General features: G+C 58.9%; 20 protein-coding genes. 14 read left to right on the forward strand and 6 right to left on the reverse strand.

Going from position 1 to position 16,550, the window contains the following annotated elements; genetic code table 11:
* Positions 1 to 148: 148 nt before the first annotated feature.
* Positions 149 to 388 carry a transcriptional regulator gene (locus ACNSN4_RS05880; RefSeq protein ID WP_418284849.1) on the reverse strand — a complete coding sequence of 80 codons (240 nt, stop codon included), beginning with the start codon at positions 386 to 388 and terminating at the stop codon, positions 149 to 151.
* 186 nt (positions 389 to 574) lie between these two features.
* On the opposite strand from ACNSN4_RS05880, the gene ACNSN4_RS05885 reads away from it, so the two are divergent.
* The 12 genes from ACNSN4_RS05885 (at position 575) to ACNSN4_RS05940 (ending at position 10,096) form a co-directional block, all read left to right on the forward strand.
* A complete protein-coding gene (locus tag ACNSN4_RS05885) occupies positions 575 to 1,123 on the forward strand; it encodes a DUF8112 family protein (protein WP_418284850.1) in 549 nt (182 codons plus the stop codon).
* Positions 1,120 to 2,076, forward strand: coding sequence for a hypothetical protein (locus ACNSN4_RS05890; RefSeq protein ID WP_418284851.1), 957 nt, complete (start codon positions 1,120 to 1,122; stop codon positions 2,074 to 2,076). The genes ACNSN4_RS05885 and ACNSN4_RS05890 overlap by 4 nt, the downstream gene beginning before the upstream one ends.
* Positions 2,077 to 2,177: 101 nt before the next feature.
* Positions 2,178 to 2,960: a DUF8168 family protein gene (locus ACNSN4_RS05895; RefSeq protein ID WP_418284986.1), complete on the forward strand. Its 783-nt coding sequence runs from the start codon at positions 2,178 to 2,180 to the stop codon at positions 2,958 to 2,960.
* Between the two features lie 303 nt (positions 2,961 to 3,263).
* Positions 3,264 to 4,235: a hypothetical protein gene (locus ACNSN4_RS05900; RefSeq protein ID WP_418284852.1), complete on the forward strand. Its 972-nt coding sequence runs from the start codon at positions 3,264 to 3,266 to the stop codon at positions 4,233 to 4,235.
* The gene (locus tag ACNSN4_RS05905) at positions 4,235 to 4,900 is read left to right on the forward strand and encodes a hypothetical protein (RefSeq protein ID WP_418284853.1); all 666 of its coding nucleotides are present in this window, start codon (positions 4,235 to 4,237) and stop codon (positions 4,898 to 4,900) included. The genes ACNSN4_RS05900 and ACNSN4_RS05905 overlap by 1 nt, the downstream gene beginning before the upstream one ends.
* A 27-nt stretch (positions 4,901 to 4,927) precedes the next feature.
* Positions 4,928 to 5,650, forward strand: coding sequence for a hypothetical protein (locus ACNSN4_RS05910; RefSeq protein ID WP_418284854.1), 723 nt, complete (start codon positions 4,928 to 4,930; stop codon positions 5,648 to 5,650).
* Positions 5,651 to 5,809: 159 nt separating this feature from the next.
* Positions 5,810 to 6,223 (forward strand): hypothetical protein, encoded by a 414-nt coding sequence (locus tag ACNSN4_RS05915; protein ID WP_418284855.1) that lies wholly within the window; start codon positions 5,810 to 5,812, stop codon positions 6,221 to 6,223.
* A 181-nt stretch (positions 6,224 to 6,404) separates the two neighbouring features.
* Positions 6,405 to 7,499, forward strand: a complete 1,095-nt coding sequence (locus tag ACNSN4_RS05920) for a hypothetical protein (RefSeq protein ID WP_418284856.1) — start codon at positions 6,405 to 6,407, stop codon at positions 7,497 to 7,499.
* Between the two features lie 65 nt (positions 7,500 to 7,564).
* Complete coding sequence (locus ACNSN4_RS05925) at positions 7,565 to 8,332, forward strand: CBS domain-containing protein (protein ID WP_418284857.1); 768 nt, start codon at positions 7,565 to 7,567, stop codon at positions 8,330 to 8,332.
* A gap of 129 nt (positions 8,333 to 8,461) precedes the next feature.
* Positions 8,462 to 8,818: a DUF8165 family protein gene (locus ACNSN4_RS05930; RefSeq protein WP_418284858.1), complete on the forward strand. Its 357-nt coding sequence runs from the start codon at positions 8,462 to 8,464 to the stop codon at positions 8,816 to 8,818.
* Positions 8,819 to 8,874: 56 nt separating this feature from the next.
* Entirely contained in the window at positions 8,875 to 9,144 is a 270-nt protein-coding gene (locus tag ACNSN4_RS05935) for a DUF8110 family protein (RefSeq protein WP_418284987.1), read from the forward strand.
* 43 nt (positions 9,145 to 9,187) lie between these two features.
* Positions 9,188 to 10,096, forward strand: a complete 909-nt coding sequence (locus ACNSN4_RS05940) for an ADP-ribosylglycohydrolase family protein (protein ID WP_418284859.1) — start codon at positions 9,188 to 9,190, stop codon at positions 10,094 to 10,096.
* Positions 10,097 to 10,203: 107 nt separating this feature from the next.
* On the opposite strand, the gene ACNSN4_RS05945 is transcribed toward ACNSN4_RS05940, so the two are convergent.
* The 4 genes from ACNSN4_RS05945 to ACNSN4_RS05960 form a co-directional block, all read right to left on the reverse strand.
* Entirely contained in the window at positions 10,204 to 10,812 is a 609-nt protein-coding gene (locus ACNSN4_RS05945) for a hypothetical protein (RefSeq protein WP_418284860.1), read from the reverse strand.
* Between the two features lie 228 nt (positions 10,813 to 11,040).
* The gene (locus tag ACNSN4_RS05950; protein ID WP_418284861.1) at positions 11,041 to 11,427 is read right to left on the reverse strand and encodes a hypothetical protein; all 387 of its coding nucleotides are present in this window, start codon (positions 11,425 to 11,427) and stop codon (positions 11,041 to 11,043) included.
* 164 nt (positions 11,428 to 11,591) lie between these two features.
* A complete protein-coding gene (locus ACNSN4_RS05955) occupies positions 11,592 to 12,263 on the reverse strand; it encodes an SdpI family protein (RefSeq protein WP_418284862.1) in 672 nt (223 codons plus the stop codon).
* A 150-nt stretch (positions 12,264 to 12,413) separates the two neighbouring features.
* Positions 12,414 to 12,734, reverse strand: a complete 321-nt coding sequence (locus tag ACNSN4_RS05960; protein WP_418284863.1) for a DUF5518 domain-containing protein — start codon at positions 12,732 to 12,734, stop codon at positions 12,414 to 12,416.
* Positions 12,735 to 12,908: 174 nt separating this feature from the next.
* On the opposite strand from ACNSN4_RS05960, the gene ACNSN4_RS05965 reads away from it, so the two are divergent.
* Together ACNSN4_RS05965 and ACNSN4_RS05970 are read left to right on the forward strand one after the other, a co-directional pair.
* A complete protein-coding gene (locus ACNSN4_RS05965; RefSeq protein WP_418284864.1) occupies positions 12,909 to 13,961 on the forward strand; it encodes a VIT1/CCC1 transporter family protein in 1,053 nt (350 codons plus the stop codon).
* A 125-nt stretch (positions 13,962 to 14,086) separates the two neighbouring features.
* Complete coding sequence (locus tag ACNSN4_RS05970) at positions 14,087 to 15,481, forward strand: phenylacetate--CoA ligase family protein (protein WP_418284865.1); 1,395 nt, start codon at positions 14,087 to 14,089, stop codon at positions 15,479 to 15,481.
* Positions 15,482 to 15,631: 150 nt separating this feature from the next.
* Here ACNSN4_RS05970 and ACNSN4_RS05975 read toward each other — a convergent pair whose 3' ends face one another.
* Complete coding sequence (locus tag ACNSN4_RS05975) at positions 15,632 to 16,441, reverse strand: CPBP family intramembrane glutamic endopeptidase (RefSeq protein WP_418284866.1); 810 nt, start codon at positions 16,439 to 16,441, stop codon at positions 15,632 to 15,634.
* Positions 16,442 to 16,550 lie beyond the last annotated feature (109 nt).

A 16,550-nucleotide genomic window follows, 5' to 3' on the forward strand; every position in this document is an offset into this window, starting at 1 on the left:
TACCTCTCCGCATTATAAATCCACCACTGTCCAGTACTCAGCAGAGCTCCTTCGATCCCACGGTATTGACTACTCAGAACTCGGCACCGCCCCAATCCGCAAGTCCACTGAATTGGAGATTCTGAATCTCTACGTGGTCGAGACTGGCTTATTGATCCGCGGCTCCGGTAACCGACCACAGGAGAGTATTTCCAACCTTTCGTGACGATACCACTCCTTTCTTTTCCATTTGCTGAAGACGCTTGTAAGCAGTATCGTGGGCACAACCAACTTGATCAGCAATATCGCCCGTACCGGCCATCCCGCCCTCGGCAGTGATGGCATCGAGGAAATCTTCGGTGGAGTACTCGCCGGTGTACCGGCCAGTCTCCTCATCACGGTCGGGCATTAATACCGTAATTCAATGCCATTCTGATTAGTCCTAACGGTATACTCGAACCCGTTATGAGTTCTCCGAAAGGTATTTACCACAATGAGTTCTCATAATGGGTGTGGAACTCGGCCCTTCGGTGGCACTAACGTAGTCAGAAGTGCCTGGGTGCTGGAGACACCCGGGCTGGGTTCCCTAACGGATGTGAGCGAACCCATGAAAAGATCAGCATCTACGAATCAAGAAGCTGTCGACAGCGAACTAATTGAAGACATATATCAGATATATGGAAATTCGCTCGGGGAAGGGGCCGCGAAGTGTCAAGTGTGCGGTTCTCCTCTTCGGGAGGGTGATGCAGTCGTCGTGTACGTGTTTCGACCAGCTGGTGAGGTGATGTTTCAGGTCGGGTATGTAGTGTGTGGGGACGAGGAACACGAGCTCCCGAGGGAGTACACGCTGGGTGTGCGTGAGTTGGTGGTTGAGGGACGCATCGGGGTGTGCTCGGACGGGGCGATGCAGTCGTTGTGGCCGGTGCTGTTGGACCCAGATGTTCTGGCGGTGAGTGCGGCGGCAACGAAGTCCGTCCGGCTGATCCTGGATGGTGGAGGTTCAGCCGCGGACTTTACCCCTGGCGTTGAGGAATCAGAATCGTCCGGGTCGTCGGGGAAGGTGTCGCTGGGTGAGGCGCGGCGTCGTGTGAGTCGTCCAGACGGCGATGTGGTTCGCGGGTTGTTCTGGGGTGGTGAGCGATGACGTCGAGCGAGTCGGCGCTCGTGGATTCACATCTCGATGTCGAGTTGGACCTGCCACGGTCGGTTGAGGAGATGTTGCTACCGCACGTGTACGTGGGGCTCGAAATTGACCTGCTGTCCCCGGGAGACGGGATCGTGACGGATCGGCATCATGCGTCGGCGGATCGGTATGAGGCGGACGATCCGATGAATCAGATTGAGGGGCAGATTTCGCCGTTCACGCTGTCTGGGTGGCTGCGGCACGGCTGTGAGCAGGTGCTTCAGGTTGCTGGGTCGACGGCGTGTCATCCGGGTGAGCCGAACGCGGATTACATGCGGGCTGAGACGTACGAGCGCGACCTGGAGTCGGGGTACCACGAGAAGGGTGCGTGCCTCGATGAGCACGACGAGGGGTGTGTGATCTACGACCTGTTCGGTGGGTTCGGTGATAAGCCGGGGACGTTGCTGCGCCGGCCAGTGTCGTTTTCCCCGATTCGGAGACAGGTGGATGTCCTGGACGGAGAGGCGGAGGCACACTTCCGACAAATCTCGAACCAGGTCCGGTCGCGGAACAAGGAGGATGGTGGCCAGCCGCTCCGGCAAGCGGACCGGGATGTTCTCGGTAACGTCGAGGGGACGTGGAAGTTGACGCTCCGAGAGTTGAAGCCGGAGTTCGTCGGCCTACTGTTAGAAGCTGTGTCGTTCCTGGATGCGCACGCGGATGAGTTCGAGTTCCAGGTCGGTGGCGCACGGAATTTCGGTGCTGGTATCGCTGACGTCTGGGTGATTAACCCGCTGTACTCGGAGTCGGAGGTGCGGCGTGTCTTCAACAGAGCGCAGGCGGTGACGCAGGCGATGGAGGAGAAGGATGGACTGTGGGTGTCGGAGTGTCGTCCGGCGTTCGTGCGAGCGTTGCAGGCGCGTGTGGCGGCGCGTGATGGAGACGTTACGATGCCGGGAGGTGGGTCGGCGTGACGGATCCTGGTGAGTCGGGTGAGGAGTCATTGCAGCCGCCGTCGGAGTCGATCCGCCCGTTCGTGTCAAAGCAGGAGTCGGGTGACTCGGGTGTGGATCCGATGGTCGCGGTGTACAGGCACGATATCCACAAGGCGCGGATGCGCGGTCACGAGCACGCTGAGGAGTCGTTTCGGGGGATGCGTGTGAACGAGCAGGTGCCGTTGGGTGCGGACCGGGATGCGGCGTTGCTCAGTCGGCCGCGCGGGGAGCCGGAGCGGACGTTGGATGCGCACGAGTCGTGGTTTCGGGTGTCGCTGTTGACTGGGGACGTGGCGTCGACGGTGGAGCCGGTTGGTGATGTCGGTGGCTCGTTAACTGAGCTGATTAGCGTCGAGGATGCCGAGGAGCTACACGCCGCGTGGCTGGACTCTGTGGTGCCGTCGTTGTTCAGTGAGTCGCCGTACTACCCGTACACGTCGTTGAAGTACCACACGCTGCTGGCAGCGGCCCTGCTGGATAATTACCGGTCGGGGTTCGAGTTCGATGAGTTGTTCCTCGCGGTCAGCGAGTGCGACGAGACTACTGGGCCAGCGGTAGTGCCGCATCGGACGGTGCTGGCGACGCCAAGATTCGCGGTGTATGTGACTGGTGAGCCGGGTGACCGGCCGGCGGCGCGGCTTGGTGGTGCGCCGGCGCAGTCGTTTGCTGACGTGTGGGCGCGCTTACCGGCGGTTCCGTTCGATGTGGATGGGGAGCGTCGGTGGCGAGTGTTGGATGCGCAGCTGCGGCGAGTCCGGTCGTGGTCGACGGCGCTCCAGTTCATTGAGGAGTACGTCGCGGCGCTGGCTCCGGCGACGGCTGGCGATGCTGCTGGTGCAGGAGGTGATGGGCGTGGTGCGTGACGTGTGTGCCGTGCTCGTTGATGAGAGCCGGTCTCGCGCCCGTGGCACTGGAAACGAGGCGTGTGAGGACACTGGAAATAGGGTGTGTGTTGAGTCGCGGCGAGTGGTAGAAGACACTGGAAACAGGGTGTGGGGGGTTCGGCCACGCACCGGTCGAGGGCGTCGTGATCCGGTTGGTGGGGTCGCTGGCTGCAGGCGCTGTCCCGGTCGTGGCACGGGGAAGCGCGTGTGTGGCCCCAGGGATGGCGTCGGAGTTGTGCCACGCCGTGTCAGTGTGTGGACTCGAAACACGGGGGGTTGTGCATGACGCAGATCCAGCAGGTGTTGTTCGAGCTGGACGGGCAGTACCTTGGGCATCCGTACTTCGTGACGGGGAACGCGTTGTTCAACGCTGTTGCGCGGCGGGTTGATGCTGAGACGCGGCGGTCGCTGTGTGTGAGTCACGGTGTGTTCTTGCCGGGCGAGTACGGTGAGTACCCGAAGCAGCACTCCAAAGACGGGTACGCGGGGAAAATCGGTCAGTCGCTGCCTGACGTTACGTCGTACGAGGATTTGTTCGTGTTCCGTGACCCGGCGCAGCGATGGTTACTGGCGTCACGGCCACGAGACGCGCACAACGCGCTCGACGTGCAGATGCACGGTGACCGGGTGGCGTTCGATGGGATGTGCTGGTTTGGGCGACCGGCCGGGCAACGGAATCGGCGGCGATCCGTGTCGTGGTACGTCCACTGCTACCTGCACACCGGGTTGGGCGACGACGGGGCTGTGCCGGTCTCTGAGGACGTGCTTGACGGGCTGCAGGTCGGTGGCGCAAGGAACTACGGGTTCGGTGAACTGTCGCTCGTCGACACGCAAGTCATCGACCTGGAGTCGCTGGACTACTCACGGCTAGAGGCAGCGCAGTCGAGCGTGGAGTCGTCCCGAATCGAGTTGGTGTCGCCGTACGTGCTGGAGTCCGAGCATCCGAGTGGTGATTCGCAGAGCGTCCCGTGGTGGTGGCGTGCCGACACGACGGAGACGAATGCCGCGTCATCGACCGGGATACGTCGCCGTGAGACGCGACTCGTGGACGGTGAGGAGACCTACGCGGTACAGACAGTAGATCACGGGCAGGTTGTCCAGTATGCTGGTGATGATCCGGTAGAGACGGCGAAGAACGGGGTGCTGCGTGTCGGGACGCATTCCCGGTTCGGGTTCGGTGAGTTCCGTGTTCGCCCAGCAGGTGAGGATCGGGTCGCGGAGCGCGGCGCTGCCTTGGCAGGGGGTGAGTCGTAGTGGTGTTGGAGCAGGTGGCGTTCGATATTGAGACGACCGGGTTCGACGTCGAGGACGAGGTAACGGTGGTTGGGTTCGGGCTGTCGATGGGGGTTCGCGTGTTCGTGCAGACGGCCGGTCGGCCGCCCGGTGACGTGACGAGTGAGGTTGAGGCAGCGACGGATGCGCTGGTGAACGTGTCGACGCACGCGTCTGAGGAGGAGTTGCTCGCGGCTGTGAGGGAGTTCGTTGCGGAGCGGCTCTGCGGGTCCGACGTGTTGCTCGTCGCGTATAATGGGGAGCGATGGCGCGGCGGGTTCGATGTACCGTTCCTCCGGACGCGGTACGCGCAACTGGGGTTGGCATGGCCGTTCAGCGATGTGGCGTACGCGGACGTGCTGCCGGTCGTGACCGACCGGTTCAACACGACCGTCGACGGCGAGGAGCACCGAGACCTGGCCGGTGTGTACGAGGTGTTGTGTGACGGCGAGTACGGTGCCGTGGATCCGTTCGATGGGAGTGAGGCAGCCGTAGCGGCGTTCGAGAACGGGTGGTTCGCAGAGCTCGCCCTGCACAACGTGTCGGACGTGCTGCGGACGCAGGCGCTCGGCCGGGTCGCTGAACGGTACTGTAGCAAGTCGGATTTCGGCGTGAAGTCGTTGACACCAACGAGGGCAGGCGAATGAGCAGGGTGCTGCCGGGGTGGGTTGTGGATGCGTGAGTTTGAGATCTGGGGGTGTTCGGACCGGTTGCGGTCGGCGGGGAACGAGTCGCCAGAGCATTTGTGGGGGAAGTTCGCGTTGGACCGGCGGAAACGCGAGAAGCGAGACCCGTGGTTCCCGGGTGAGTACCGGTTTGAGCGAACGGTCGCGGACCGGGTGCCGGACTGCATGATTCTTGGAGAGGGAGTGAATCGGTGGGTTGAGTTCGTGGCGGGGTCGGAGCAACCTTACCGGGAGAAGACGCGGGAAGCCCTCCGGTTAGGGTTCGTGATGCACTGGGTGTTCCACAAGGACCACGACGATCAGCGCCGGGCGGCCCGGCAGGCGCTCGAACCTGAGGTAGCGGAGCCGTTCGACCTCGGCGTGTACGATCCGTGGGGAGACGTGCTGGAGTTGGGGACACCGATCACGTACAAGAACTACGAATTCCCCGTCGAAAGCATGGCCGAGTTCCGTCCGAAGCTGATCTTAGGGTATCGAGCCGGCGCGGCCCGCATCGGTCGGCTCGACGACGGGCTGGATCTCGGGATGTTCGAGATCGCCGGGTGTCAACGCCGCCTAATCACGAACGGCTACGGGTCGCATTTCCGCGCAATTGCGCCGAATCAACAAGTGGAGGAGGCACCGTGGGGGTGGCCGACCCGCGACGGGCTGAAACGACTCGTAGAGGCCGGGCGAGTTCGACGACTCGGACCAGTCGGGAGCGACGACTGATAGATTCGCGGCCTACTGCCGTTTGCCCCGAATCCGTTGATTTTCTCTTTTTAGCGTTCGGCTCTGTTGAAACCCTCAGCAGCTGATACAAACGCCGTGCTGAATTTAGAGGATGAGTTTAGCAGGATGAATTAATATCCATCTGGCTAATTCCCTAATATGGGCCTCGGTGATTTCACCTCCGACGACAATACGGATATAAAGGGACTGGAGCAAAGGGTTCGAGGTAAGATTGAGGAGCATGGATACAGTGCTAAAAAAGTCCGTGAGGAGGGGATTTCAGGTAATACGTGGGAACTTGACGCCGTGGCTTACTCAAGTGACGGTTCCCCGGTAGCTTATTTTGAGGTCAAAGATGCCTCAGAAGATATAGCGAAACAAACATACAGAAATCATATGACTCGGGCAGTTGCGGAGCTTATCGATTTTCGAGAGGAAGGCATCCCGGGTGCCGTTGTTGTCCCGCAGAAACGAGAATTTGGAAACAAAGACTGGGATGCGTTGTTCGAGAGTATCAACTGCACACTAATTGAGGAAAGAGAATTGCCCGAATTTCTATCGAGATTAGATTAGCACGGCGAGATACGCACGCCCATTCAGCACGACTGCTGGAACCGATCATCAATCAAGGGTTTCAACAAGGCCACCCATTCGTTTTCGGCGGTGGTCTCGTACAACAGATTCCTATTGGGCACTGGGAGAGTCGGTCGCGGGATAGCCAGGCCTATATGACACATCACGACAAGGAGTTCGTATGGCGGTTTTGAAGGAATATGCTGATTCGAATGAGAAGGATGGGTATTACGTTCATGCACGAGTTTCTGGTCGGAGCCATCCGATTCCGCTGCAGGCACCGGAAGTCACGGAAGAGATCTACCGGCAAATCGGGTACAAACCAACGAAGAAAGGACCGGACGGTGGGGTTCAAGTCCCGAAAGACCTGACATGGACGCTCTACGACGTCGGACTGCACTGGACGGAGAAATCCGGGCCACAAGGAGACCCGTCAGACCTCGACCCCGACGACCTCCGCGATGCGGCAGGCCCCGGCTTGTCAGAGGACGACATTGCTGAGATCTTGGGCTTCACCGAGGACTACCGAGGGCAGTACCAGTCCCGGGTCAAGAATCTCCGCGAGAAGTTCACCAACACGTCTGGTGACGACTCCAGCGGCAACACATCGCCTTCGTTCACGAGTCTCATTGAGGAACTGTCGGGCAAGCCCACCTTCAGCGATGACGTTGAGGAGCGATTGGACGCGTGGGAGCCTGAGAGCATCAAAGACGACGACTATGATCCGGACGAAGATGGTGGGTTCTTCAGCCAGTACTACACTACCCGGTCTGAGTACCGGGAGTCTCTCTCACTGGTGCCCGAGCTACAAGCTCGTCTCCAAGAATACGACGACCATCCATGGGAAGTCAAGAGCGTGAATACGGCAAGCGGAAATCCTGACGAGGACACCAATGGACTAAGTGTGGGCTTCCAGCTTGACGACGGGTCGAAGTTGAACAAATGGAGCATCTCTGACTATAGAGGAACCGGAGATACGCGTGAGTTCACAATCTCGACCGGGGTCGGGAGTCGAAGCTACACGTTCGAGATTGAGGAACACTTTATCAGTGACTTCGACATGACGATCACGCATGAGGCGGTCGGGAAATTCGATATTCCGCCTGAAGACTTCTGGGGGTATGAGGTCGAGGAGCAGAATCCGAACGAGATGATGCATGCCTTGATCGCTGATTTCCACCATCTAATTTCGCTTATCGAGGAGTTCTTCGACGGGCTCACGTCGTTTGAGTTGGAGTCAATGAATCCGGCGGACTACTCGGTCTACCTTCCCTGACCCCCGCCGTGTGAGATTGGGGTGGCTGCATAAGGTAATTAGTTCTACACTGGGTTGGCGTAGATATGCAGTTCTTCACAGCGGACGACGTCTTGTCTCATAGTACAGCGGCGTCGCCGGATGACCCAGTGACGGTCGATATCGACGATTCGATTCAGACTGCGTTGGAGATTATGCTGGAGAATGATTTTGACCAGCTCCCGGTGGAGAGCGAGTACGGGATCGAGGGTGTTGTTACGTACAAGTCGATTGCGAGGTATGTGAAATCGATGGAGGATGTGAGTGTCGAGGAGACGTCAGTGAAGATCGCACTAAATACGTCGCCGAAGTTTGTCGATCTTGACCACGATATTTTCGAGCTGTTCAAGACATTCGCTGAGGACGATTTTGTCCTCATTGGTGATTCGGATGGGCTTGAAGGGATTCTGACGCGGTATGATATCCTGTATTTCCTTGAACTCCAAGTCGATCCGTTTCTGAAGATTGGTGAGATAGAGGAGAGCCTGCGACACATCTTCCGGGAGTCTGTCGATGATTTAGACCAGTGCATAGAGGAGGCGTTCGCTCCCCGTGCCGAGAATGACGAGCGATACGATCCCCCAGAACGGCTTGAAGATTTCTCGTTCGACGAGTACCGACTGTTTATCACGAGGAATGTAGACCAGCTTCCCGCCCGATTGTCGCAGGAACGCTCAATGGTGGAAAGTCTACTTGAGGATATCCGGGACACCCGGAACGCGCTATTCCACTTCCGTGCGGAAGCCGATGAAGTTGATCGGGATCAGTTGGACATCGCTCATTCGTACTTCACCGGTATCGCCAACACAGTATAGCCGGGTTTCTCTGCTTCTTTGAATATTCGAGAGCCGAGACCAAGAGAAGTCACTGACGAGTGTGGTTTGTGGTCATACAGCACTTCACCACAATACTAATGCTCTGTAAGAATATATCTCGTAGTAGTTATGCTCAAAGGGCATTTTCAGTCGGCGGGGGCGAGTATCGATCACGGGGATGCGAGTGTGCTCTTTCCCGTTGAGGAGCTCCGTGCGGCAGTGCTTCAGCGTCGAGATGCGGAACTCGCGCTTGCCGACGCTGACGCGGAGAACGTCATAATCATCGCCCCAACGAGCCTGGCAAGCAGTTACTTCCTCACCCAGCACCCCCTCACCGCGATCCCCGTTGATGAGCTTTCACCCGGAGTTCGGTCTACGCTCGCCGATGCGCTCGACACCCCGGTTGAGGCGTTTGACCTCATCCAGATCGGCAAGTGGGTCACCGACAGTCTCGACCACTCACTCGCCGAATACACGGACGCGTGACCGGCAGTATGGACGACGAATCGGAGACGAACACCGCGCACGACCGCCCTTTCACGATGACTGATTCGCTTACGGATGACTACCCGGAGGCTGCCCCGTTCATTCAGCAAGCGGTTGAGGAGCACGGCGAAGAGTGGGTGCTGGAGCACTACTACGAGCAACTGTACCCACTCGGGCGAGTGATGGCGATGCCCGACAAGGACGAACTCCCGTTCTACGACCCGGATGAACACGACACGATGACAGAGGATGAGAAGGTGGAGATGTATCAAGCGTGGGCGAAATATCGAGAGAATCTCCGCACCGGGACGAAACCCGACGAGTGACTGCCGCCCTACATTTTTCTCAGCGGTAGCCGTTGCGTGACGTATGGATTCGGATCGAACCCGTGGAGTTCTACTAGGCTTGGCGTGTGGGGATGCGCTTGGCCGACCGGTGGAGTTCAAGTCTGCATCGAAAATCAGCGCTGAACACGGGCGGCTCGACGAGATGATTGGGCATGGGACGTGGAACCAGCCCGCTGGGACAATCACTGACGACACCGAACAGGCGCTGTGTATCGCTCGTAGTCTCGTCGAACAGCAGGCGTTCGATCCGGCGGATGTCGCTGACCGGTTCGTCGCGTGGTACGACACCAACCCGTTCGACATTGGAGGGATGACGAGACGGGCGCTCACGCGGCTCAAACGCGGTGACGAGTGGGACAAGGCCGGTCAGCAGATCTGGGAGCAAAGCCCGGAAGGCCAGAACGCGGGGAACGGGAGTGTGATGCGGTGCGCGCCGCTTGCGATCCCGTACGTGACGGACTGGGAGCGACTCGCCGAGGTGAGTCGGCAGTCCTCGCAGATCACGCACGCTGACCCGCGGTGCACGTACGGGTGTGCAATTCTGAATCTCACCATCGCTGGCTTGCTTGACGACGCGGAGAAGCCGTTGGGAGACGCGCTTGATTACGTCGGTGGGGACGCGCCTGATGAGCTTGTGACGGCACTCCGACCGCTCACTCGGGGCGAGTCACCCGACACGCTGGAGACGTCGGGATACGTCGTGCATTCGTTGCAGACGGCACTCCACGACGGGGTATTCGCGGGCAGTGCCGAGGAAGCGATTGTGACGGCCGTGAATCGTGGGGGTGATGCGGATACGATTGGCGCGATTGCGGGTTCGGTCGCTGGGGCGCGGTTCGGAGCGTCACAGCTTCCGGATCGATGGCTTCGCGCTATCGACGGGGTCGACGAACTCGAAACGTTGGCCGAGCGACTCGTGGAGGCGGCATGATGTACGTGTTGGCGCTCGACCGAGGTTGGACAGTGGATGTGAATCCACATCCTCGATATTCAGCACAGCTACCGAAACAGCTCACCAATTGAAACTTCCGATGCTGCTTACTGTGGACTCTCTGAGCGACCGTCGAACAGTGAGGAAAACCGGGTCAGCAGTACAAGCACGATGGCGATGCCGAGTGTCGGATATTCGATGCTGACGATCACCCACTTCCACGATTCAGAGATGTTCATGAGATCAATCAGGACGGTCGCGTAGTCGTCGGGATTCGTGTAAATGAGGATGACCCAGAGGTTCTCCAGCGAATCGAGGAGTCGAGAGACGACAGTCAACACCATCCCAACCTTCGGTATCAGGACTAGCCGGTTGTGGACTGCTAGCGTCTTCAGAGAGAGCGAATGGAGTGAGAAAAACAGGAAGAACCCTGCGACGATAAAGATGTAATCGAGAACCGAGAGAAGCATCACGGATTCCATGACCGGTTCGAAGGCCTGCAGTATCGTATCCACTTCCGTCCGGCTCGTTGCGGCTTGCAAATCTGCCGTGGAATAGCCAGATGTCTCGATCTGGCGGGTCACCGGAACGAACCCCAGAGCAATTACTCCGGCGAAGGTGCAAAGCGAGACAACAGCGACGATACCGTGGATTTTCACCGAGAACGCATCCGCATATCGTTCGACAGGGTGAAAGAGTGCATCCAGCAGTTGCATACCTGAACCAGACCGTACTCACATTTCCGTTCAGCGGTGCAACTCCCAATTGACACATTCTTTCAGGTTTTCAGGCCCGTAGAGACAAACAGCTGAGCCATTCTTCTGTAGTTCAAGCTCAGCATCCCCGCTTCTCAGTAGAAACCGGGTGACTGAGACGCCCTGTTTATTCAGTATAGTGGTAGCGTCTTCAGGCGCAGGAAGATGTCAATCTGGTTGTGCTGCCGATTATGACTGTTGCTCTTTTCGCCCAGCAGAAATGAGTATCCCACTCATAAGGAGACTGAATGCACCGCCTGTGGCACCCCCGCCGAGAGCGCCGTTGATGAGTGACCCGTCAACCATCCAGGCGGTGAGCAGCCCGAGTAGTGAGCCGGCGAGGAGACTGACGAATAGCGTGTACGCTACGACTCGGTACTGCCAGTTGTCGCGGTCACGGTTCTTCTCGGTAAATCGGCCGGCAAACCCGCCGACAACGAGTCCACCCATGATACCGAAGCCAACGACGACTGCGAACTCGGAGGTGAGGCCAGCGGTTGACGCCGCCGTTGCGCCGATTCCTGCGCCGATTGCGATGCCGCCACCCGTGCCGTACTGTTCCAGTGTCGTCGCCATACCGTGTACTGCACCGCCCGATATATAATTCTCTGACAGATCTTCCCCTATGTCTGAAAGCGGCGAAACAACTCCGTGCGCTTGGTGGGCTACCTCTCCTCAGAATAGCCGTCAGGGTCAGAAATCGTGATCAGGAGACGTACTAAATGAGTTGGGTCAGCGACTTACAGATTCGACCCCGAGGTAGTATCCGAGCCCCCCTCGATTCGCTCATACAGGTAGTAGGAGTAGACGACGGTTACGCCGGCTGTGAGAAGCGCAGGGACGAGGAGGAAGTAGAGTGCGTAGTCGCCGAACAGCAGGCCGACGAGCGTGAGGACGGCGGTGAGTTTGAAGAGTCGGCCGCCGAGTGCGTGGGTTCGTGCCCAGACCTCCTCGCTGCTGAGGGTCCACGGCGTCCGGATGCCGACGAACCAGTTCTGCTCGGCGTGTGTGAGTACGACGCCGCTGTAGTAGAACAGCCCGGCCACGGCGACGAGGATGAGGTACGTGAAGTTGAACTCGTAGCCGAGATTGAACGCGACGATGCCGGCGTGGATGACGAACATGTAGAGGGTGAAGATGACGACGAACCAGTCGTAGTACGACCGGAACTCGGAGATGTTCTCTCGAAGCGGATCGATTCGTGGAATGACAGCGAACACGACGAGAAGCCCTGCGGTCAGGGCGGGAAACAGCCAGAGGGCGAGCAGCATCGGCATTGTCCCGTTGGGCTCGCCAGTGGCACCCCAGTTTGTGACGAGGTCAGCGGGGAGCGATGGCGAAGCAAGCAGGCTCACGATGCCGGACAACACGACGAAACCTGCAGCCAACAGGTATCGGTGAACCGTCTTCATACCAGAACATACGACCTATGTACTGATGAACAAGCGGGTAAGAAGGCCGGTAGATACTCGGGGCGTCGCTTTCTGTGTGGTTATCTCGCGGTGCCTGACTGAATCAGTGGGTACAGGGTATCGCGTTGATACGATCTGGAGGCAGGGGTGCTATATTGATCTCCCGGGGTGATCCCCGCGATCTCGGTAGTAATAGGCCGCGAGATATCCCGCGAGTGACCCGACTAGACATAGGAAGACCGCTATCGCGTCGAGGACGACGAAAAACTGGACTAGAACGTGTTCACAGCTCTCGGTTGAGACCGCCCTGAAAAGCGTTATAGCGAGAAACAACAGTCCAGCCTTCGGAACCGCTGCGAAGATTCCCGAGAGCGTGCTGACGAGAGCCCCACGTCGCCTATGGACGTACCCAGCCACGAATCCGCCTGCCAACTCGGGAAATGAAACGATTCCCAGGATTGTCGAATACACAGCGCGAATCAGTCACGGGACTCGTAGCTGGATATGAACGGTCGCGGGGGAACCAGCAGCAGCCACTAATGCCTCAGCTCTCGATAGCGACGGTATATGATTACCCCTGAGGATATCGAACGCTACCGTCGCAATCGCCAAGACGAAATCGACAGTGCGACGGTCTACACGGCGATGGCTGACGCGGAACCGCAACCACAACTCGCTGAAGTCTACCGCCGACTGGCCGAGACAGAGCGAATCCATGCAGACTTCTGGACTGAGAAGATTCGAGAAGCCGGTTCTGACCCAGGAGACGCCAATCCATCTCGGAGAGCGAGAGTACTGGCATGGCTTGCCCGTCGATTCGGCCCGGGGCTGGTACTATCCTCGATGCAAGCCGGGGAGGCCGTCGGTGGGAGTGACTACGCGACCCAACCGGAGGTCACTGGAACTGGGATGGCTGCCGACGAACGCTCACATAATCGTCTCCTGACGGTGATCACGGAAACACCAGGGCAGGGGGCACGGGGAGACGTCCTCGCCCAGCTCGAAGGCCGCCACCGGGCAACCAGCGGCAACGCACTCCGTGCCGCAGTTCTCGGCGCGAACGATGGTCTCGTCTCCAATCTCAGTCTCGTAATGGGCGTCGCCGGTGCGGCACTAGATTCGACAGCGATTCTGATTACGGGTCTCGCCGGACTCCTCGCTGGATCGGGTTCGATGGCGATGGGCGAGTGGCTCTCCGTCCAGAGCTCTCGGGAGCTGTATCAACGCCAGATCGGCATCGAGGCGGAAGAACTTGCCGAAGTTCCCGATGAGGAGGCCGAAGAACTGGCGCTCATCTACGAGGCGAAAGGCCTCTCGAAAGAACGCGCCAGAGAGATCGCCGATCAGTTGATCGCCGACGAGGAGATGGCCCTGGATACGCTCGCCCGCGAGGAACTGGGCATCAACCCGGAAGAACTGGGTGGCTCGGCGTGGGAAGCGGCTGCGACGTCGTTCGTGCTCTTTGCGCTCGGAGCCATCGTCCCAGTCCTCCCGTACTTCGTGTTGAGCGGACTGGTCGCCGTCGGCATAAGTCTCGTGTTGAGTGCAGTCTCGCTGTTCGTCATCGGTGCCGGTATCACGCTTCTCACGGGACGATCCGTGCTCTTTTCCGGACTACGGCAGGTCGGTATCGGACTCGCTGCTGCGGTCCTCACCTACGGCGTCGGGAGTCTGATTGGAGTGACACTCGTCGGCTGATGAATGCGGACCGTCGTGTGACAGCTGGCTCGGCGGGCAAATAGCAAAGTCCGTTCGCACCGAAGTATAGTAGGAATACGAGGAGGAGGCTCGGAAGAATTCCCTCGCGCTCCAACATCAGTCCGATGAATCCAATCGAGAGAGGAAAGATCACGCTCGACGTGTGGCGGGCCAGAGGAGCGAACCGCGCGGAGATAGCGGCTCGGCAGCGACGACGGCTCGTGGAGATGCTCTCGTTTGCCCGTCGCCAGTCACGGTTCTACAAGCGACACTACGCCGACGTATCTGAGGGCAGTACCGACCTCACACAATACCCGCCGGTGACGAAGCCGATGCTCATGGAGCACTTCGACGATGTCGTCACGGACACGGCGATTACGAAAGCCGAAATTGACGCGTTCGTCGCTGACGAGACGAAGATCGGTGAGCGCTTCCTCGGCAGGTATCCGGTTTGGACGACATCCGGGACGACCGGGGAACCGGGGGTGTTCGTCCAGGATGAGACCGCATGGATCATTTCAGACGTGCTGGGCGACCGGTGGGTCCTGCCCGCAATGGCCGGGATTTCGCCACTTTCCCGCCTCATCACGCAGAATCTCCACATCGCACTGGTCGCTGTCTCGGGCGGTCACTTCGCCGGTGCAGCCGGCCTCGAACTAATGCGTCGAGAATCCGTCTATGGAGAGCGTCGCCTTCGGCTCTTTTCCCCGAAGAGCCCGATCAACGACCTGATCTCCGATCTGAACCAGTACCAGCCCGCTATCCTCGAAGGCTATTCGACTGTCCTCGTTGAGTTGGCGCGAGCCCAGCAAGACGGACGCCTGGACATCTGCCCGGCACTCCTTCTTCCCACGGCAGAACCCATCTCTGTGACGCAAAAGCGAATCCTCAGAGACGCCTTCGATTGCATCGTCCGGGAGCTCTATGGGGCGACGGAATTCGTCCCGGTCGCCGTCGAGTGCGAACATGGAAATTTCCACGCTAATACCGACTGGGTCGTGGTCGAACCGGTCGACGAGGACTATCTGCCGGTCGAACCTGGGACGCCGTCGGACACCGTCCTCATCACGAGCCTCTCGAATCGAGTGCAACCGCTCGTTCGGTACGATCTCGGGGATAGCATCACGATGTACGAAGAACGGTGTTCATGCGGGAGCGCATTCCCCATTATAGAGGTCGGCGGACGGCAAGGAGACGTCCTCCAGTTCGAAACCGACGAGGGAGAGGAGGTCCCGATTTTCCCACTCGCACTCTCAAGTGTCGTCGAAGAAGTTCCGGGTATCCATCGAACCCAGATTATCCGTACAGCCCCCACAACATTACAGGTCCGCTTTGATGTCATCCCAGATGCAACTGAGAAGGAGGTCTGGAAGCATATCGAGCGAGAGCTTCAGTCGTTCCTTCGTGCTCACGGGATTAGCCGAATGACCGTCGAAGCGGCATCCGAGCCCCCACAACGGGAGGAACGGAGTGGGAAATTCCGGCACGTCTGGTCCGAACTGGAAGAGCAATTCACCTGAGTCACGAACTCATAGGAGGAGAGGCCTTGGAGAAATCCCTTCTCAGTTACATTTCCCAGCAGTCCTGCTGCATAAACGCTCTGGATCTTGTACGCACCTCCGGTCAAGTTCTGAGAGTTTCAATAGAGGCAACGAGTCACAGGCTCATCCTCAGAGTAGTGCGACCTGGACGAGCGAGAGAACGACGAGCGGGACGTGAAATGAGGCGTGAGCCATCATCGCGGCCTCAAGGCTACGCTGCCAGTAGAGCCAGCCAAAGAGGATGCCAGCGACCGCGTTGAGGAGGACTGTCCGCACGATCAGTGCCGGAGTGAGAGCGACCGATTGGGCGAGTGCAGGGAGGTGACCCAGGCCGAACAGCACGGCTGCGACGACGATTGCAGCCCAGACGACGGCCGGTTGCGGGCCATCTGCTCGGCGGCCAGTAATGCGCCACCCGACGAACACGAGCACGGACATGAGCCCGAACCGGAGCATGAGTTCCTCGGTGATTCCTCCGTAGAGGAATCGGACGGGGACGTACGCGAGGACGTCAAGTACGGTCGGCCTCGTCGCTCCGATTACTGTCTGAGGCAGGTCCTGGGCGACAAAGGGCATCATCATTGCGTCGAGGACGACGATCAGGATGCCCCCGATGATGCCGATTCCGACGGCCAGTCCAACATCACCCCGGAGGCGTTGCCAGATTCCACCGCCAGTCTCCTCCCGGTTGATGGCGTACGACTGTAGCCCCACTCGCGGCGCAGCATATGCGCCGAGTAGACATGCGACGCCGAGGAAAAGCAAGGAGTTGACACCCGAGGAGACAGCGAGAAGCGGGAGTGACAAGCCGGGCGGAACAGCTGCTTCGGGTGTCGTGAAGTAAATGTAGCCGACGAGCGCTACGATTCCGGGTATGCCCAATAGCAGGGCGACACCGAACCGCTTGCCAAAGGAAGGACCGTTCGAAGTCAGGGACATGAGTTCATCGACTCCGAGCGTCCAGAAAGGACTTCTGGAAGCTGTCATCTTCCATCATCATTGAGCCCTGAACGGTAATCAGGAGTCGGCTTCGTTGCTGTATCTGTCT

Origin of the sequence: Halorubrum marinum (assembly GCF_048381195.1) — an archaeon.
Lineage (GTDB): Archaea > Halobacteriota > Halobacteria > Halobacteriales > Haloferacaceae > Halorubrum.